16 protein-coding genes are annotated in these 18965 nt (G+C 70.6%); 12 read left to right on the top strand and 4 right to left on the bottom strand.

Annotation, left to right across the window (positions count from 1 at the left end; all coding sequences use genetic code 11):
- Positions 1 to 69 precede the first annotated feature (69 nt).
- Positions 70 to 540, top strand: a complete 471-nt coding sequence (locus LB823_RS03735; RefSeq protein ID WP_224645432.1) for an NUDIX hydrolase — start codon at positions 70 to 72, stop codon at positions 538 to 540.
- Here the strand turns inward: LB823_RS03735 and LB823_RS03730 are convergent.
- The 4 genes from LB823_RS03730 to LB823_RS03715 all read right to left on the bottom strand — a co-directional run bounded on the left by LB823_RS03730 (position 519) and on the right by LB823_RS03715 (position 4693).
- Positions 519 to 2213: a cytochrome c biogenesis protein CcdA gene (locus LB823_RS03730; RefSeq protein ID WP_224645431.1), complete on the bottom strand. Its 1695-nt coding sequence runs from the start codon at positions 2211 to 2213 to the stop codon at positions 519 to 521. The genes LB823_RS03735 and LB823_RS03730 overlap by 22 nt on opposite strands.
- A gap of 1 nt (position 2214) precedes the next feature.
- Positions 2215 to 2487, bottom strand: coding sequence for a hypothetical protein (locus LB823_RS03725; RefSeq protein WP_068526402.1), 273 nt, complete (start codon positions 2485 to 2487; stop codon positions 2215 to 2217).
- 77 nt (positions 2488 to 2564) lie between these two features.
- Entirely contained in the window at positions 2565 to 3995 is a 1431-nt protein-coding gene (locus tag LB823_RS03720) for an FAD-binding oxidoreductase (protein WP_224645430.1), read from the bottom strand.
- Positions 3992 to 4693, bottom strand: coding sequence for a transporter (locus tag LB823_RS03715; protein WP_224645429.1), 702 nt, complete (start codon positions 4691 to 4693; stop codon positions 3992 to 3994). Before LB823_RS03715 ends, LB823_RS03720 begins: the two co-directional genes overlap by 4 nt.
- Before the next feature lie 289 nt (positions 4694 to 4982).
- On the opposite strand from LB823_RS03715, the gene LB823_RS03710 reads away from it, so the two are divergent.
- The 11 genes from LB823_RS03710 to LB823_RS03660 all read left to right on the top strand — a co-directional run bounded on the left by LB823_RS03710 (position 4983) and on the right by LB823_RS03660 (position 18938).
- Entirely contained in the window at positions 4983 to 6491 is a 1509-nt protein-coding gene (locus LB823_RS03710) for an NAD(P)/FAD-dependent oxidoreductase (RefSeq protein WP_224645428.1), read from the top strand.
- Complete coding sequence (locus LB823_RS03705) at positions 6484 to 7383, top strand: alpha/beta fold hydrolase (RefSeq protein WP_224645427.1); 900 nt, start codon at positions 6484 to 6486, stop codon at positions 7381 to 7383. Before LB823_RS03710 ends, LB823_RS03705 begins: the two co-directional genes overlap by 8 nt.
- Complete coding sequence (locus tag LB823_RS03700; protein WP_224645426.1) at positions 7380 to 8780, top strand: FAD-dependent oxidoreductase; 1401 nt, start codon at positions 7380 to 7382, stop codon at positions 8778 to 8780. Before LB823_RS03705 ends, LB823_RS03700 begins: the two co-directional genes overlap by 4 nt.
- Positions 8777 to 10201, top strand: coding sequence for an APC family permease (locus tag LB823_RS03695; protein ID WP_224645425.1), 1425 nt, complete (start codon positions 8777 to 8779; stop codon positions 10199 to 10201). Before LB823_RS03700 ends, LB823_RS03695 begins: the two co-directional genes overlap by 4 nt.
- Before the next feature lie 65 nt (positions 10202 to 10266).
- Positions 10267 to 10914 (top strand): hypothetical protein, encoded by a 648-nt coding sequence (locus LB823_RS03690; RefSeq protein ID WP_224645424.1) that lies wholly within the window; start codon positions 10267 to 10269, stop codon positions 10912 to 10914.
- Complete coding sequence (locus LB823_RS03685) at positions 10907 to 12265, top strand: glutamine synthetase family protein (protein ID WP_224645423.1); 1359 nt, start codon at positions 10907 to 10909, stop codon at positions 12263 to 12265. The genes LB823_RS03690 and LB823_RS03685 overlap by 8 nt, the downstream gene beginning before the upstream one ends.
- Positions 12262 to 13023 carry a gamma-glutamyl-gamma-aminobutyrate hydrolase family protein gene (locus tag LB823_RS03680; RefSeq protein ID WP_224645422.1) on the top strand — a complete coding sequence of 254 codons (762 nt, stop codon included), beginning with the start codon at positions 12262 to 12264 and terminating at the stop codon, positions 13021 to 13023. The genes LB823_RS03685 and LB823_RS03680 overlap by 4 nt, the downstream gene beginning before the upstream one ends.
- The gene (locus LB823_RS03675; protein ID WP_224645421.1) at positions 13014 to 15446 is read left to right on the top strand and encodes an AMP-binding protein; all 2433 of its coding nucleotides are present in this window, start codon (positions 13014 to 13016) and stop codon (positions 15444 to 15446) included. The genes LB823_RS03680 and LB823_RS03675 overlap by 10 nt, the downstream gene beginning before the upstream one ends.
- Complete coding sequence (locus LB823_RS03670; protein ID WP_224645420.1) at positions 15443 to 16561, top strand: Zn-dependent alcohol dehydrogenase; 1119 nt, start codon at positions 15443 to 15445, stop codon at positions 16559 to 16561. The genes LB823_RS03675 and LB823_RS03670 overlap by 4 nt, the downstream gene beginning before the upstream one ends.
- Positions 16558 to 18024 (top strand): aldehyde dehydrogenase, encoded by a 1467-nt coding sequence (locus LB823_RS03665; protein ID WP_224645419.1) that lies wholly within the window; start codon positions 16558 to 16560, stop codon positions 18022 to 18024. Before LB823_RS03670 ends, LB823_RS03665 begins: the two co-directional genes overlap by 4 nt.
- Before the next feature lie 35 nt (positions 18025 to 18059).
- The gene (locus LB823_RS03660; protein ID WP_224645418.1) at positions 18060 to 18938 is read left to right on the top strand and encodes an NAD(P)-binding domain-containing protein; all 879 of its coding nucleotides are present in this window, start codon (positions 18060 to 18062) and stop codon (positions 18936 to 18938) included.
- Positions 18939 to 18965 lie beyond the last annotated feature (27 nt).

The following is an 18965-nucleotide window of genomic DNA, read 5'->3' as shown; positions in this document are numbered from 1 at the left end:
ACAGCGCGCGCTTGTGCGTGTTAGTCGCCCTTTTGCGCGTTTCGCGCGGGCCGGTCCTACGCTGAGTCGATGCACTTCACCGAGTTCCACACACGCCTCGCGGTGTACGGCCTCGTCGTGAACGAGGCCGACGAGCTCCTCCTGACCTGGTTCAACGGCAGCACGGGCGCGCCGCCCTGCTGGACCATGCCGGGCGGGGGCGTGGAGTTCGACGAGACCCTCCACGACGCGCTGGTCCGCGAGTTCGAGGAGGAGACCGGCTACCGGGTGACCCCGGGCCGGTTCCTGGCGGAGAACCACATCACGGTGCCCGCCACCGCGACCCGCGCGCCGGTGCGCTCGCAGCGGTTCCTCGTCGAGGTCGCCATCGACTCCGGCGCGCTCGGCACCATCGAGGTCGGCGGCACCACGGATTTCGCGGAATGGGTCCCGCTCGAACGGGCCCGGGAGCTGCAGCCCCGCGCGGAGATCGTCGACGTCGCCCTCGGGGTGCTCACGCGCGGGCGAGCCTCGGGCGCTCAGCCGAACGTGAACGAGTAGGCGGTCAGGCCGGGACTGAGGGCGACGGTGACGGTGCCCACCCCGGAGGCCGGGCGGTCGACGACGGTGCGGATGTCGGGCGGACCGTCGACGGGGATCGTGCGGGTCGCTCCGCCCTCGGTGACGGTGAGCGTGCCGGTGCCGCCGACGTCGAGGTAGACGCGCTGCGCCGTGTAGGCGAGCGTGAGGGCGGCGCGCTCCCCCGCGCGGATGTCCTCGGAGCCGACGGTCCAGGCCCCGTCGAGGGCGAAGGTGTTGGGCTGCACGGTCGCCGGGAGGGTGAACACGCGGGTGCCGACCTCGTAGTCGCCGGGGCCGCCGTAGCCCTGCTGCTTCTCGGCGCCGAGGTAGAGCTCGGGCGTCCGGTCCTTGTTGCGGGGCGTCGCGTCGGGGACGTCGGTGGCGGGTGGGAGGGTCGCGCCGGGGCGCGCGGCGAGCAGGAGGGAGCGGATCGCGGTCTCGGCCTTGTCGTAGTGCCCCTCGCCGAGGGTGACGAGGCGGATGGTCCCGGTGGCGTCGACGAGGTAGCCGGCGGGCCAGGCCACGTTGCGGTAGGCGCTCCACGTGGCGGTGCGGTTGTCGACGGCGATCGGGAAGGTCAGCCCCAGCTTGCGCGCGCCCGCGGTGACGTTGCCGACGTCGTGCTCGAAGGCGTACTCCGGCGTGTGCACGCCGATCACCTCGAAGCCGAGGTCGCGGTAGTTCTTCCACCACGCCTCGGCGTGCGGGAGCTCGCGCTGGCAGTTGATGCACGAGTAGGCCCAGAAGTCGATGAGGACGACCTTGCCGCGCAGGCCCGCCATCGTGCGCGCCGCGCCGCCGAGCCACGGGTCGATGCCGGCGAACTCGGGAGCCGGCCCGCAGTCCGCGAGCTGCGCGGTCCCGGTGAACGCGGCCTGCTGGCACTGCTGACGGGAGCCCGTGCCCGCCACCTGCGGGGCGATCGCCGCGGCGCCGAGCCGGTCGCCGACGGCCTGGGTGTAGTCGGGCACCCGGCGCTGGATGAGGTCGGTGACGCCGAGCGCGAGAGCGACCGCGAGGGCGATGACGAGGACGCCGCCGACCGCGCGGATCGTGCGCTGACGCCGCTGCAGCGCGCGCACCCGATCGGCCAGGCGGTGGCCGGTGAGGGCGATCGCGAGCAACGGGATCGCGGTGCCGACGGCGAACGCCGCGGTGAGGATCAGGGTGCGTGGGCCGATGGTGTCGGTGGCGCCCGCCAGCGCGATCGCGGCGAGCACCGGCCCGGCGCAGGGCACGTAGACCGCGCCGAGGGCGACGCCGAGCGCGAAGCCGCCCGCTGCGCCGTCGCCCTTGAGGCCCGGAACGCGCTGCGGCAGGCGGGCGAAGGGCCGTTCGAGCAGCTGCTCCAGCGGCGGTACCAGCATCGCGACGCCTAGCAGGAGCAGCCCCCCGATCCCGATCCAGCGGATCAGCCCCGCGGGCAGGTGCAGCAGCGAGAGGACGACGGTGCCGAACAGCGTGAACAGCGAGAAGCTGAGCACCAGGCCGGCGACGATCGCGACCGGCCGGGCGCGCGAGGTGCGGGCACCGTCGGACCCGGTCCCGGCGCTGCCGAGCAGGACGACGGGCAGGACCGGGAGCACGCACGGGGAGACTCCCGCGAGGACGCCACCGACGAGGCCGACGAGCGGGAGCGCGAGCTCGCTCACGTCACCAGGTGGTCCCGTTCATGCCGGGGATCACGCAGTGACCCCACTTGTCGACGCGGCCGATGATCATCATGTCGTAGCCCGTGCACGAGGAGTTGACCTTCGCGCAGGTGCGGATCGTGGTGATCACCTTGTTCTCGCCGGGTTTGCCGCACGTCGACCCGACCGGGGGCGGCGCCGGGGTGGGATCGGCGGAGGCAGCGCCCGCACCGCCTCCTCCGAACAGCGCGACCGCGCACGCCGCCACCGCGAATGTCCGTACCGTCCGCTTCATCGAGCACCTCCTGTGAGGCCCCCACGTCCACCGCTGATCTTAACGCCGGACGGCGTCGCACACCAGAGGCCGAGTGTTCATTTCCGCAGGTCGCAGGCGGGTATGCGGTCAGAGCGGGGTAGCGCGCCGGGAGGCGGCGGGGGCGGTCCCTCCGATCGGCCGGCCGCGAAACCACGTCGGGCGATGCGTCGACTGCCATTGACCGCGTCGTTGAACCGGTCGAGCGCCCAGGCGGCGCGGACCCCGAGGCGACCCATGAGCAGCCCCACGGCGCGGCCGAACCGCGGCACATCGGCCCACACGGTGCGCAGGTCCTCCGGCATCGCGCCGGTCGCGATCCGGTCGGCGATGAGGGCACCGATGTACGGCGCCTGCGCCAGGCCGTGACCGTTGCACGCGAGGGAGTAATAGACGTTGCCTCCGGTCGTTCCGGCCACGGGCAGCCAGCTCGCCGTGATGCCGATCCAGCCGCCCCACGCCCGCGCGACGGCCACGTCGGCCAGCGGCGGGAACCGGCGGTGAAAGGCCTCCGTCAGCTCGGCGACCACGGACGGATCCGGATTGCGCTCGGGGAGAGGGTATTCGACGGCGCGCTGGATCCTGCGCACCCCGAACACGATGGTGTTGCGTGCGGTGAGGCGGTAGTTCTCCATGAGGTTGTGCTGCGTCACGAGCCCGGACCGGCTCGTCCAGCCGAGCGCGGCGAGCCGCTCCGGATCGATCGGCTCGGTCTCGACCTCGGTCACCCACATCGGGGAGGACAACCACTTCGGGGTGATGTCCCACTCGCCCGCGTAGGCGTTCGTGGCGAGGACGACGGTGCCGGCCCGGACGATTCCGCCGGGTGTCTCGACGACCACGTCGGCCCCATCCCGGATGATGTCGGTGACCTTGGACTGCTCGAAGACCCGGGCCGACGAGCCGAGCACCGCCGTGCGCAGCCCGCGGAGAAACTTCCCCGGGTTCATGATGCCGCCGTGGACCTCCCGCATACCGCCGAGGAATCCGTGGGGGATCCCCAGCTCGCGGGCATTGCCCTCCTCGACCTCGGCGCCGGCCCTGCGCAAGATGTTCGCGATCCGCCGCGTCCGCCCCAGCTGACCGCGGGAGACCGCGGCGAAGACGTTGCCGGTGGCCTCGTAGTCGCAGTCGATCCCCCGCGCCGCAATGAGCTCTTCCACGTGCGCGGCCGCGTTCTCGGTGAGGCGGATGATCGCCGGCATCCGCTTGCGGTACAACAGATCCAGGAGCTGAATGTCACCGCCCGGCGCGCTGGCCAGCTGCCCAGCGTTGCGTGAACCTGCACCCCGACCACAGAACGCGGCTTCGAGCAAGATCGTGTCCACGCCGTACTCCGCGAGCCGCAGCGCTGTCGCCATCCCGGCGAGCCCACCGCCGATCACCGCGACGGAGCAGGTCACGTTCTCCCCCAGCGGAGGACGTACGTCGGCGGGCGGATCGATCCATCCAGAGAAGTCGGTGTAGACCGTGTTCGTCGTCGCGCTCATGCCTGCTCAACCCCCTGAACGACGGCCGTGCCGGCGCTGCCCGCAGCGTCCGCGGCGCGGTTGTCCGCGTCGAAGGCCACGTACGAGCGGTAGATCACAAGCATGGCCAGGCCCCAGGTGAACAGCGCGAGGATGTAGAACAACGTGTGGTTGGCGTCGTCGCCCGGGATGTGCCAGAAGTCGTAGATGGACGCGACTACAACGTTGAGGGCCGTGGCGATCCACACCCAGACGGCGTGAGCGTGCTCGCCGAGCGCCCATAGTCGCTGCCCGTAGTACACGAGGAAGGCGCTGACGCCGAGCGCCATCACGAGGAAGAAGACCTTGCCAGGGGTGCCGATCTCGATGGCGAACTCGGAGAGGAAGAACCCGAGCACCGCCGCGAGGGCGAACGCGCCCACCTCGATGGCCGTCGTGGGCTTGTACCGGTGCGTGACCATGAGCAGGCCGAGCACCAGGATCACCGTGAACCCGATCGACCGGGAGAACGCGTCCAGGAAGAACGCGAAGTGGTACATCGGCGAGTCGGTGCCGGCCTTGGTGACGCCGTAGATCAGGAAGTTCGTGCCCGAGGTGGCCATGATGATCCACTCAAGGCCGATCAGCCAGTTCGAGTAGTTCCTGATGAACTTCAGGCCGCAGATGAATCCGATGGCGATCATCCAGATGTCCGCTGCGGCGAAGAGCAAGTCGCGCATGGTTCGTTCCTCCGTGAGATGTGATCCGTGTCTCGTGACGTTTCTCACGCTCTCGCGGCGAACCCCGCGCGCGCTACAACGAGGTGCAACACCCAGGCCCGAGTGGCGCAACACCTTGCACCAGACGATGCGATCTCCGATGGCCGTCCCCAGGGAGCGTGTGCACATTGCACTACCCCTTCGAAGAACTAGGAGCAGTGTGTTGTGGCTCACACGATGTCTGACCCGGCACCGTCGTAGGCACAACGAAGTGACCACCGACACAACGTCACCACCGAGAGGGCCCACGATGAAGACACTTCCGCAGACCGAAGAATTCGACATCGTCATCATCGGCGCCGGGATCTCCGGCATCGGTGCCGCGAAGTACATCACCGAGGCATTCCCCGGCAAGCGGGTGGTGATCCTCGAGGGCCGCGCGAACATCGGCGGCACCTGGGATCTGTTCAAGTACCCCGGCATCCGTTCCGACAACGGCCTGCACACCTTCGGTTACGAGTTCAAGCCCTGGACGGACCCGGATGCCATCGCGGAGGCCCCGAAGATCGTGAACTACCTGCAGGAGACGCTCGACGAGTTCGACCTCGCGCCGCTTCTGTGGTTGGAGCACGCCGTGCAGCGCGCCTCGTGGTCGAGCACCGACGCCCGGTGGACCCTCGAGGTGAGCACTCCGGACGGTGACCGGAGCATCACCGCGAACTGGATCTTCGCCGGCACCGGCTACTACCGCTACGACGAGGGTTACACCCCGCACTTCGAGGGCCGCGAGGACTTCCAGGGCGACATCCTGCACCCGCAGCACTGGCCTGAGGACTACGACTACTCGGGCAAGAAGGTCGTGGTCATCGGTAGTGGCGCGACGGCGGTCACGCTGATCCCGTCGATGCTCAACCACGACGGTGCCGCCGCGCACGTGACGATGCTGCAGCGCACGCCGACCTACGTGGTGCCGTGGCCCAAGGTCGACAGCTTCGCACAGCGGCTGAGCCGGACGTTCGGCGAGAAGCGCGGCTACGCGTTGACCCGGTTCACCAACATCACGACCGACCTCGCCCAGGTCAAGTTCATGCGCGCCTTCCCGAAGCTCACCCGCAAGATCATCCGCCGCGTCAACGCCAAGTCCCTGCCGGAGGGGTACGACGTGGACACCCACTTCAACCCGCCGTACAACCCGTGGGATCAGCGCCTGTGCCTGTGCCCCGACGGCGACTTCTTCGAAGCCCTGAGCGACGGCAGCGCCTCCATCGCCACCGACAAGATCGTCCGGTTCACCGAGACCGGGATCGCGCTCGAATCCGGCGAGCACCTCGACGCCGACCTGATCGTCACCGCGACCGGCCTGAACATGCGCATGCTCGGCGGGATCGACCTCGAGGTCGACGGCACCCCGGTCAACCTGCCGGACACGGTCGCCTACCGCGGCGCGCTGCTCTCCGGGCTCCCCAACCTGGCCATCTCGATCGGCTACACCACGTCCGCCTGGACGCTCAAGGTCGGGATCCTCGCCCGCTACTTCTGCGACCTGGTCACGCACATGGACGCCTTCGGCTACGACAGCGTCCGCGTCGAAGCCGATCCCGCGATGGAGCGCCGGCCGATCCTGGACCTGAGCTCCGGCTACGCCCAGCGCGCCAAGGACATCATCCCCAAGCAGGGCACGGGCCTGTTCCAGCAGTCCATGTCCTACCAGCAGGACGCGAAGATCCTCCGCGGCCCCCTGCTCGACGACGCTCTGCAGTTCGGCTCCACGACGGACGACCCAGCACCGTCGACGGCGAAGGAGGCCGTCCGTGCCTGAGCACACCGAGGACAGGTTCGCCCAGCTCCCGGGCGGAACCCGGATCTGCTACCGGATGGACGGCCACGTCGGCGCCCCGCCCGTGCTGCTCATCGCCGGCCTCGCGGAGGACCTCACGACCTGGTCAGACCGGTTCGTCTCCGCTCTGACCGCTACAGGATTCCTGGTGATCCGCATGGACAACCGCGACTGCGGCCGGTCGACCTACGCCACGACCCCTCCGCCGAACACGCTGCAACAGCTGCTCGGCAAAGCGCGCCGCGACGCCTACACGTTGGCGGACATGGCCGACGACGCGGCCCAGCTGGTCGAGCACCTCGGGCTCGGACCCACGCACGTCGTGGGGCGGTCGATGGGCGGCATGATCGCGCAGACCGTGGCCGCGCGGTACCCCGAACTGACCGCGTCGCTGACGTCGCTGTACTCCACCACCGGCAACCCGAAGGTGGGGCAACCCGCGGCTTCGACGATGGCGCTCATCGCGAGCCCACCCCCGCGCGACCGGGTGGGCGCCGTCCGGGCGCACCTGCGGATGACGGCGCACCTCGCCGGCACGGCGTACCCGATCGACGAGGTCGAGGAGGCGGCGCACGCCGTCACCACCTGGAACCGCACGGCGGGCGACGGTGTCGCCGGCACCGCACGGCAGATCCAGGCGATCGCGGCGTCGGGCGACCGCACCGCCGAGCTGGCCCGGATCACCGCGCCCACCTTGGTGATCAACGGCGACCGCGACCTCATCGTGGCGCCGTCGGGAGGCGACGCGACGGCCGCCGCGATCCCGCACGCCCGCCACATCGTCATCCCGGGCATGGGGCATCACCTTCCCGACGCGCTCGCCCTGCGCATCGCGGACCACGTCGTCTCGCACATCGAGAAGGTGGCGGTATGACCGAGCAGCGCACCGTAGACGTCGTGGTGATCGGCGCCGGGGTCTCCGGGCTGACGGCCGCACGCCGGCTCACCCAGGCCGGACGTTCCGTGGCGGTGATCGAGGCCGGCGACCGCGTCGGCGGCCGCACGATGAATCTGCAGGTGACCGACGGCGTGATCACCGAGGGTGGCGGCCAGTGGGTCGGCCCCGGCCAGGACCGCGTCCTCGCACTCATCGACGAGCTGGGCCTCACGACCTTCAAGACCTACCTCAACGGCAAGTCGATCTACCACCGGCGCGGCCGTTCCAAGCGCTACGACGGAACCATCCCGCCGATGAGTCCCCTCGCGATCGCGGACTTCGCCCAGCTGCAGCTGCGGCTGGAGCGGATGGCGAAATCGATTCCCCTCGAAGCGCCGTGGACGGCCCGCCGGGCACAGGAGTGGGACGCGACCACCTTCGGCCGGTGGCTGGACGCACACGCGTTCACCGCGGAGGCCAGGGAGATGTTCACGATGGCCTTCACCGTGACCAACGCCGAGGACCTGCACAGCACCTCGTTGCTGGTCCAGCTCGCGCGGATCAAAAGCGGCGGCGGGATCGACCACGCCGTCAACATCACCGACGGCGCGCAGGAATCGCGCGTGGTGGGCGGGACGGTGGCGATCGCCGACCGGATGGCGGCCGACCTCGGGCCGGCCGTGGTGCTCGACTCTCCCGTGTCCGACGTCCACCAGGATGCCGACGGGGTGCTGGTCCGGTCCCTGCGGCTCGACGTGCGCGCCGACCGCGTCATCGTCGCGATGTCGCCCGCGGACGCGACCCGCATCCGATTCACGCCCGACCTACCGACCCGGCGCAGCATGCTGCAGCGACGGTGGAGCACCGGCTCCGAGAACAAGCTGTTCGCGGTCTACGATCAGCCCTTCTGGCGCGAGCAGGGCCTGAACGGCCAGGCCGTCACCGACCTCCCGGTCGCGAACTACGTGGTCGACAACTCGCCGCCCGACGCGAGCGTCGGCATCCTGCTGACCTTCCACGGCACCGCCGGCGCGGGCTGCGGCCAGCACTGGTCCGACGCGATCCTCGACGATCCCGCGGCGCGCCGCGACGCCTTCCTCGCCGACCTGACCACCCTATTCGGGCCCGAGGCCGCCAATCCGGTGGCGTACCTGGAGAAGGACTGGACCCACGAGCAGTGGATCAGCGGCTGCGTCGGCTCCCGCGCGCCCGGATCTCTGACCCAGTACACCGACGCGGACCGCCGGCCCATCGGGCGGATCCATTGGGCCGGAACGGAGACGGCGATCCTGAACCAGGGCTACATCGACGGTGCCGTCAGCGCAGCGGAGCGCGCCGCATCGGAGGTTCTTACCGCCGCGGGCGCCCGGGTCGGCGGGAGCGTGCTCTCGTGACGCAGCAGCGCGAAGTGCAGGCACCCGTCGGCACCGGCCTCGAGCGGACGCTCGGCGTGCCGCAGATCGTCCTCATGGTCGTGGCGTTCGCTGCGCCGTTGACGGTGTTCGCCGGGCTGATCCCGCTCATGCTGGGCACGGGCAACGGCATCGGGACGCCCGTCGACTTCGTGATCGTCGGGATCGTGCTGGTGCTGTTCACGGTCGGGTATTCCGCGATGACCCCCGAGGTCCGGAACGCCGGGGCCTTCTACTCGTACGTGCAGCGCGGCCTGGGCACCGCCGTCGGTATCGGTGCCGCGGCGCTCGCCCTGGTCACCTACGCCGTCCTGATGGTGTCCGTGACGGGCTACCTCGGTGCCGCGGCCCGCAACGTGATCACCACGTTCACCGGGGTGTCGGTGCCCTGGTGGATCCTCTCCGCTGCCGGGCTCGCAGCGATCGGCTACCTGGGCTACCGCAACGTCGAGGTGAGCGCGCGCGTCCTCGGTGTGCTGCTGGTCGCGGAGATCGGGATCGTCGCGCTGGTCGACCTCGCGATCGTGCTCCGCGGCGGCGCCGAAGGACTGTCGGCCCAGCCGCTGTCCTGGGGCGCGTTCACCAGTGGCGCCACCGGAACCGGGATCATGTTCGCGGTCTTCGGATTCGTCGGATTCGAGGCGACCGCGGTGTTCCGGTCCGAGGCGAAGGACCCCGACCGCACCGTCCCGCGCGCGACCTACATCGCGGTGATCCTCATCGCCGTGATCTACGCCCTCTCTTCTTGGGCGATGATCAACGGTCTCGGGGTGTCCCGCGCCGCCGAGCTCGCCGCGCAGGATCCCGAGGGCCTCGCGCCCGGGCTTGCGACGCGCTACATCTCGCAGGTCGCGCACGACGGGGTGCAGGTGCTCCTGGTCACCAGCTTCTTCGCGTGCATCCTCACCGCGCACAACGTGGTCTCGCGGTACCTGTTCGCCCTCGGCCGGCAGGACGCGCTGCCGCCGCGTCTCGGTGAGGTGCACCCCGAGCACCGGTCGCCGCACGTGGCGTCGCTCCTCACCTCCGCGGTGATCAGCGTGCTTGTCGCGGTCACCGCGATCGCCGGGCTCGACCCCGTCACACAGGTGTACGCGTGGTTCGGCGGCGCGGGGACGCTCGGACTGATCACCCTGCTGGCCCTCACTTCGGCCGCGATCGTCGTGCACTTCCTCCGGGAGCGGACGACGAGCCTGTGGCGCGGCACCGTCGCCCCTGTTCTCGCACTCGTCGCGCTCAGCGCGATCCTCGTGCTGGTCGTGAGCAACTTCGACGTACTCATCGGCTCGGCCACCCTCGCCGACGTCTTCCTCGCCGTGCTGGCCGCCGCGTTCGTCGCCGGCCTCCTGTGGGCGCTCGCGCTGCGCCGCACCCGGCCGGACGTGTACGCGACCCTCGAATGACACCCGCGCACAACATCGGCCGCATCGCCGGAAACATCTTCCCTCACTACCGATTAGGACACGCCATGCAAACCACTACCAGCCCTCCGGTCCCGGTCACGGGCGGTGCCCGGGTCGTCATCGACGACGATGCGACGCCGATCGTCCGGCTGCTCGGCCGCACCCTGCGGGACTCGTTTCGGATCGGACACGCCGTCGATGCGCTCGAGCGCCTCTCGGGCTCCGTCGCCGTACGGTCGCACAACACCCCCCAAGCCGCCACCGTCGTCCTGCGCGACGGTGCCGCGACCGTCACCGGTGGCGTGACCGGCGGCACGGACGCCGCGCTCGTCGTCGACCTCGACTCCCGCGTCGCCGTCGTCGCTTCCGACGGCGATCCCCTGCTGGCCGAAGCCGTGCGGCAGGCGTTGTGTCCGCAGCTGCCGGCGTGGCGCGACGCGGCCGCGCGGTTCTGGGACCTCACCCGCGGAATCCGCGGAATACCGGACGTCCTGGTCGCGGTGGCGCTGGGTCCGGACGGCCCCGAGGAGGCCCGCTTCGGCGCGGGCCCGGACACCTACCGCATCGTCGGCAGCCCGGATCAGCTCGCCGGTGTGTTCACCGGCGCCGACTACCTGCTCTCCGCCCTGGACCACGGCGTGCGCGTGCAGGGGACGCTCTCCCAACTGTCCGTCATGACCGCCGCCTCCTGGAAGGTTCGATTCGATGTCTGATCTCTCTACGCCGGACGTGGACGCCCCCGCCAAGGCCTTCCGCCTCGAGGCCACCAACCACGACGGCAGCTTCATGGGCAAGAACGTGACACCGGCGAAGTTCGCGTCGGGCCGGGAATCCGGCTTCGCGTTCGCCGACGTCCTGTTCGCCATCGACATGGGTACCGACATCGTCTTCGGCGACGCCTACCCCGACTGGCGCGGCAACCTCTACGACATCTCGATGATCCCCGACATGAGCACGCTGGTGCGGTGGAAGCCCGGCGTCGATTCCGTGATCGGCGACTTCTGGCTCAAGGACGGCCGCCCCGTGCCGATCTGCCCTCGGAACATGGTCCGCCGGCTGATCGACCGGCTCGCGGCGCTGGGCTACACCGCCACCGTGGCTGTGGAGATCGAGACGACGCTGTTCGAGGAGTCGATCCAGGAGGCTCGTACCCGCGGCTACCGCGACCTGATGCCGCTGGGCGGCGATACCGGATCGACCTACTGCCTCGCACGGTCCGCCGACTGGATCGACTACATGGAGGCCGTCACCGACCGCCTGGACGAGCTCGGCATCGTCTGGGAGGCGTGGACCGACGAGGCCGCGCCCGGCCAGACCGAACTGAACATCGCTCCCGCGGAGCCGCTGGCACTCGCCGACGCGTGGGTGCGGACCAAGCAGGTCATGCGCGAGATCGCCTGCGAGAAAGGTCGTTCGGTCACTTTCATGGCCAAACCGACGGCCGGTTTCGGGCAGGGCGCACACATCAACCTGTCGCTGCAGCGCGACGGCGTGAATCAGTTCTACTCGCCCGACGGTCCGTCCGAGGTGATGCTGCAGGCGGTGGGCGGACTCATGGCGACGATGGCCGGCAACACGCTGCTCGCGCTGCCGCAGATCACCTCGTACCGGCGCCTGGTGGACGTGTCGGGGCCGCCGACCACCATCTCGTGGGGCGTGAACAACAAGACCGCGGCGCTGCGTGCCATTGCCGGTCACCCGAAGTACTCGCGCCTCGAGTACCGCGTGCCCGGATCGGACGTGAATCCGTACTACGCGCTGGCCGGCGTCCTGGCGGGTGTCGTCGCAGGCATCGAGCGGAAGATGCAGGCCCCACCCCAGGTCGACGACATGGCGTGGTGCCTGCCCGACGACTGCGGCGTCGCGCGCATCCCCGACTCCATCACCAAGGCGATCGCCGCGCTCGACGCAGACGAGATCCTCCGCGAATATCTCGGCGACGAGTTCGTGGAATTCTGGACGGCGTCGCGCCGCTGGGAGTGGATGGAGTTCCACACCAAAGGCGGCGACCCGTACGCCGAACTCTCCGAGTGGGAGTCCCGACGCTACTTCGAGTTCTCATGAGCCGCCGGCCACTGATCGGGATCACCGGCCGCCGTTTCGAACTGAGCCTGATCGCCGGATCCGACCCCCGCTACGGCAAGGCGTGCATGGACTCGTTCATGTCCGCGTTCGCGACCCGCATCGCGCAGGCCGGCGGCGTGCCAGTGCACCTGCCCTACGACGCCGACCCCGTCGACGCCTGCGAGTGGCTGTCGGGCGTGGTGATCACCGGCGGGCAGGACGTGCACCCCTCCCGCTGGGGCGGAGACACCTCCGTCGTCCGCGACGTGGACCCGCGCACCGACACGAACGCGCACGACCCGGAACGCGACGAGTACGAGTTCGCCCTCACCCGCGCGGCCGTCGACCGCGGCACCCCGCTGCTCGGAGTGTGCCGCGGTCTGCAGGTGCTCAACACCGCGCTCGGCGGGACGCTTGTCGCGGACCTTCCACCCGGGCCGATCCCGCACCTGTCCCCGCAGTCCGCGCCCACCGACGGCGACGCCGTTCACGTGGTGCGATTCGAGGCCGGCTCCATCGCCGCTCGGGTCTTCGGCCCCAGCATGACGACGAACTCGTGGCATCACCAGGCCGTGGACCGGTGCGGCGACGGCCTGATCGTCACGGGCCGCACGTCCGACGGGGTCGTCGAAGCGGTGGAGGCGCCCGGCGCGCCGATCCTCGGGGTGCAGTGGCACCCCGAGTGGATGGACAGCGACGACCCGGCGATGAGCTGGATCGTCGACGAATCGAAGAACCGACTGGAGGCATGGCAGTGACCACCACCTCGCACACCGAAGACACCGCGCGGCGGGTCGCCGTCAACCCGAGCGAGCTCGGCGACGCCCCCCGGATCGGCACCGTCACAGGACTTCTAGCCGACGGCGCCGCCCGCACGCCGGGCACGGAGCTGCTGCGATTCGGCGACGAGTCCTGGACGTACGAGCAGGTCGACGCGGCGTCGTCGCGGCTCGCGCACCTGCTGATCTCGGACCACGGCATCGCCCCGGGCGACCGCGTCGCGATCATGCTGCCGAACGTCGCCGGGTGGCCGCTCACCTGGTTCGCCGTGCTCAAGGCCGGTGCGGTCGCAGTGCCCGTCAACTCCGCCTATCGCGCGGCCGATCTGCGGTTCGTGCTGGAGGATTCCGGCACCCGCGTGATCGTGACCGACGCGGACCACCTGCCGCTGGTGCGCGACGTGATCGCGAGTGATGAGGCGGTGGCCGGCGTCGGCGTGGTCGACATCGCGGAGACCACCGGAACCGAGCACCCGCCCACCGCGCCTGGCGTGGACATCCGCCCGGAGACCCTGGCGAACCTGCAGTACACGTCGGGCACCACCGGTTTCCCGAAGGCGTGCATGCTCACGCACGACTACTGGACCCGGATCGGCTGGACGTGCGCCGGAGCGGCCGGCCTCGGTCCCGACGACGTACTGCTGACGGCCCAGCCCTTCTCGTACATGGACCCGCAGTGGAACGCCGTGCTGGCGTTGACGACCGGCGCTCCGCTGGTGGTGCTGCCGAAGTTCTCGGCGTCCGGATTCATGCGCGACGTGCGCCGCCACGGCGCGACGTTCTGCTACGTGCTCGGATCGATGCCCACGCTGCTGTTCAAGCAGCCGCCCGGCCCCGACGATCGCGCGAACCGGCTCCGTGGCGTGTTCTGCTCCGCGATCCCCGTGGCGCTGCACTCCGCGCTGGAGGAGCGCTGGGGCGCGCCCTGGCGCGAGGTCTACGGCATGACGGAGAGCGGAATCGACCTGTTCAGCCCGTTCGACGACGCCGCCGCCGTCGGCAGCGGAACCCTCGGGCATCCCGTGCCCAACAAGCAGGTCCGGATCGTCGACGCCGACGGTGCCGAGGTCCCGGCCGGGACGCCGGGCGAGCTGACCGTGGCAGGTGCGCCTATGATGCTCGGCTACTGGAACCGCCCCGAGGAGACCGCCCGGACCCTCCGCTGCGGCCGCCTGCACACGGGCGACCTGGCCGTCATGGACGAGCACGGCGGGATCCGACTCGTCGGCCGCCTCAAGGACATGGTGCGGCGCGGCGGGGAGAACGTGGCCGCCGCCGAGGTGGAGGCCGCGCTCGAGCGCGACGACGCCGTGGTCGCGACCGCCGTGGTCGCCGAACCCGACGACGTGCTCGGCGAGGAGGTCAAGGCCTTCGTGCAGCTCGCGGTGGATGTCCCCGCGGACCGTCCGACGGCCGAGGCGATCGTCGCCCGCGTCGCGGAGCGACTCGCCCGATTCAAGGTTCCACGCTACGTCGAATTCGTCGCGGACTTCCCGCGCACCCCGTCCGAGCGGGTGTCCAAACCCGCACTCAAAGCCCGCGCCGCGCAGGCCCCCGGCACCGTCCACGACCTGCGCGCGCCGGCACCGTCGAACAAGGAGAACCAAGTGGAAAGCACCGACCAGGGGACCGAGCACGTGCTCGTCGAGGTGACCCGCGAGGTCGCCGTCATCACGCTGCGCCGCCCCGAGAAGCTGAACGCGCTGACCGCGCCGATGCGCCGGCGCCTGTCCGCGCTGATCCGCGAGTACGGCGCCGGCGACAAGGCCAGGGGCATCGTGCTGACCGGCACCGGACGCGCGTTCAGCGCGGGCGAGGACCTCGCCGCCGCGCCCACGACCTTCGAGGAGATGCGGGAGAGTTTCGAGAGCTTCCACGACGTGACCCGCGCCGTGATCGAGACCCGCGTGCCCGTGATCGCGGCGATCAACGGCATCGCCGTGGGCGGCGCGTCGGAGATCACGCTGTGCTGCGACGCCCGCCTCGGCACGCCCCGGACGGAGTACTACCAGCCCGAGAACGGACGAGGTCTGACCATCTCCAACGCCTCCAGCATCCTGCTGCCCCGCATCGTCCGCGGCCACGCGATGCGGATGGTCCTGGCCTCCGAACGCGTCGGCGCCGACGAGGCACTGGAGATCGGCCTGCTCGACGAGATCGTCGAACCGGAAGCGCTGCTGGACCGCGCCATCGACACCGTGCACGCGTGGAACCCCGAGGGCGTCAACAACACCGCCCTGCACCTGGAGCTGCTGCGGCCGTCTATCTCGGAGATCGAGCGCGCCTTCGAGCGCGAGGACGCCGCGGCCGACGAGTCCTGGAACAGCGGCGCACTCACCGCCGGCGTGCAGGGCTTCTGGGACGCACGCACACCCGCCACCGCGAACGGAGCGAACCGATGATCACCACCCGCGCCGCCGTGCTCACCGAGGTGGGCCGGCCCCTGCACCTGACCGACATCCACGTCGACGATCCCGAGCCGAACGAGGTGCGGGTCGCCGTCACCCACGTGGGGCTGTGCCACAGCGACCTGCACTACATGACCGGCACCGTCGAATCCGAGATCCCGGTCGTCGTAGGGCACGAGGTCGCAGGCGTCGTCGAGTCGGTCGGCTCCGCCGTCACCGACCTCAAGCCCGGGGACCGAGTGACCGGCGCGCTCACCCCGTCGTGCGGGCAGTGCGCGAACTGCAACGCCGGCCGCTCCACCCAGTGCCAGCGGCAGGCGGAGATCCGGCGCCGCCCCCGGCCCTCGTACGCGTTGCCCGACGGGAAGCCCGTCGCGCGCCTCGGCGACGTGGGTGCGTTCTCCGAGCACATCCTGCTCCGCGCGAACGCCGCGGTGAAGCTGCCCGACGACGTGCCCACCCGCGTCGGCTGCCTGCTGTCCTGCTGCATCGTGACCGGCGTCGGCGCGGTGTTCCGCGGGGCGCAGGTACGCCCAGGATCCACCGTCGCGGTGATCGGCTGCGGCGGAGTCGGTTCGGCCATCATCCAGGGCGCGCGGCTGGCCGGCGCATCGGCGATCGTCGGCATCGACCTCGACGACGCCCGGCTCAAGGCCGCGCACGGGTACGGCGCCACACACACCATCAACGGTGCGGGCGATGTGCGGGGCGAGATCACCGAGCTGCTCGGCGACGGGGTGGACTACGCCTTCGAGGCCGTCGGCTCGGCGCGCACCGCCGCGACGGCGCTCGCGATCGTGCGGGCCACCGGCACCGCGTGCCTGGTGGGCATCGCACCCGACGGGACCGACGTGCCCGTCCCCGCCTCCGACTTCTTCTTCAGCGAGAAGCGCCTGATCGGCTCGTACATGGGCTCCGGCCAGGCGCGCGAGGACATCGGGCAGTTCGCCCGCCTGTACCAGCAGGGCCGACTGCTGCTCGACGAGATGGTCACGGACGTCATTCCGTTCGAGGAGATCAACGAGGGCTTCGAGGCCATGAAGTCGGGTGACGTCACGCGGATCGTCGTCGCCATGCCCACCAGTTCCGAGACCGAGGTGACCCAGTGACCACCGAAACCACCACCACCCTCGCCCAGCCCCGCAGCTACATCGCCGGGGAGTGGGTCGAGTGCGAGACGCTCGACACCTGGAACGTCGACCCGAACACCGGCGAGCCCGTGCACCGCACGGTGACCACCACCCACGCCGATCTGGACCGGGCGCTGGACCTCGCGCAGCGCGTCTACGACGCGACGGACTTCACCACCGACGACGTCCGGATCGAACGCGCCGAGGCGCTGGAACGGGCCGCGGGATTCGTCGAGCAGCGGCTCGAGGAGATCGCGCGGGTCGACGCGCTCACCAGCGGCACGGCGATCGGCGCCACCCTCAAGCTCGCGGCGTTCCTCCCCCACCGCCTGCGCGGCGCGGCCACCGAGGCGCGGAACATCGCCCGCGTCACCGCGCTCTCCGCGGGCGGCCGCGACGTTCGGTTGCACCGGATCCCGTGGGGCCCCGCGGCGATCCTCACCCCGTGGAACGGGCCGAGCTTCATCCCGGCTGCGAAGACGGCCAGTGCGATCGCCGCGGGCTGCCCCGTCATCCTCAAGCCGTCCGAGCACGCGCCCGCCAGCGCGCAGGTGATCGCCGAGTGTTTCGTCGATGCCGGCTTGCCCGACGGGGCCCTCCAGTTGGTGCACGGCACCGGCGACATCGGCGCCGCACTGACGGGCGACCGCCGTGTCCAGGTGGTCTCCTTCACGGGCGGCCCCGGCGCGGGACGGGCGATCGCCCGGGCGGCCGCGGAGGACTTCAAGGTCCTGCAGCTGGAGCTGGGCGGCAACAACCCCGTGATCGTGCTCGACGACGCCGACGTCGACGTGACCGCCGACGGGATCCTCACGGGCATGACGAATCTCAACGGCCAGTGGTGCGAGGGCCCCGGCAAGGTGCTCGCGCCGCAGCACCTCGTGCAGCCGCTCCGCGAGGCGCTGGGCGAACGCATCGCGCAGCTGCGGATCGGGCACTCGTTGGACGAGGCCACCGACATCGGCCCCATCTCCAACGAGCCGCACTACCGTACCCTCCAGCAGCGGATCGACGGCCTGCGCGGGCTGGGCGCCGAGATCGACGCGCCCGGCGTGCTGCCTGACCTCGCGGGCTTCTTCCTGTCCCCCACAGTGGCCACCGGATCGGATCCCGACCGCACGACCGCGGAGCTGTTCGGCCCGGTCGTCTCCCTGCACGGCGTGGAGTCCGAGGAGGAGGCGCTGCGGGCGGCGAACGCGCACCCGTCCGGCCTGGACGCGTACGTCTTCGGCACCGACACCGACCGGGCGATCGCCGTCGGCGCACGGATCAAGTCCGGCGAGGTGCGCGTCAACGGCGCGAAGGTCGCCGACCTCGGCGGCGACTCCGCGCAGAGCTTCTGGGGACCGTCCGGCATCGGCGGGCACGGCCCCGCCGAGTCGATCCGGGTGTTCTGCGGCGACCGGGTGGTCGGCGTGGACTCGCCGGACCTTCCGATGTAGGCCGAGCCGGACCCGAACGAAGAGGAGGAACACCGATGGAGAAGAACACAGCTCACGACGTCACAGTGCTCGGCTGCGGGCTGATGGGTGCCGCACTCGCACGCACACTGGCCGGCGCCGGCCACGATGTCGCCGTGTGGAACCGGACGCACGCCAAGGCCGAGGCGCTGGCGAGCGAGGCGATCACCCCCGTGCGGGAGGCCGCCGACGCGGTCGGCACCGCACCGCTCGTGCTGGTCTGCCTGTCCACCTACGACGATGCCCTCGCCGTCCTGCGGGACGTGCCGGACTGGACGGGCGTCACGCTCGTCAACGTGGGCAGTGGCACTCCCATGGAGGTCGAGGCGTTCGGCGAGTGGGCTCGCGGACGCGGCGCCGCCTACCTGGACGGCTCGATCCTCGGCTACCCCGCCGACATCGGCACCGAGGCGGCGGCGATCCTCTATTCCGGATCCGAATCCGAATGGGCCGCACACGGCCAGGCCCTCACGGCCCTGACACCGATGTCGGTGTGGGTGTCGCCGGAGGACAGGACGGCCAGCGTCCTCAACGCGGGACTCGTCGGCATGTTCCTCGTGCCCGCGGTCAGTGCGTACGTCGAGGCGGCGACCTACATGCTGGGTCAGGGCGTCGATCTGTCCCTGCTCGAGAACCTGACGCCGGCGGTGTTCGCATCCATTCAGGCAGAGACCGCCAGGGCCGCAGCCGCGATCGACGGCGGCGACTTCGCGACGGACCAGGCCACGATCGCGACGTACGCGCAGGGCCTCGACGGTGCCGCCGCCATCATGGCGGAGGCGGGCATCCGGGCCCGAGTGTTCACCGCCGCCGTCGAGAACCTCAATGCCGCTGTGGACGCCGGCCTCGGCGATCTCGGGTTCGCGGCCCAGGCGAGGATCGTCGCCGCGGGGTGAGCCTGGGCGAGACAACCCCATCGGGAC

Source organism: Tsukamurella sp. M9C, from assembly GCF_020169415.1.
In the GTDB taxonomy this organism is placed as follows: Bacteria; Actinomycetota; Actinomycetes; order Mycobacteriales; family Mycobacteriaceae; genus Tsukamurella.
Note: the sequence above shows the minus strand (reverse complement) of the source record. Positions and strands in the feature narration are given on the sequence as shown.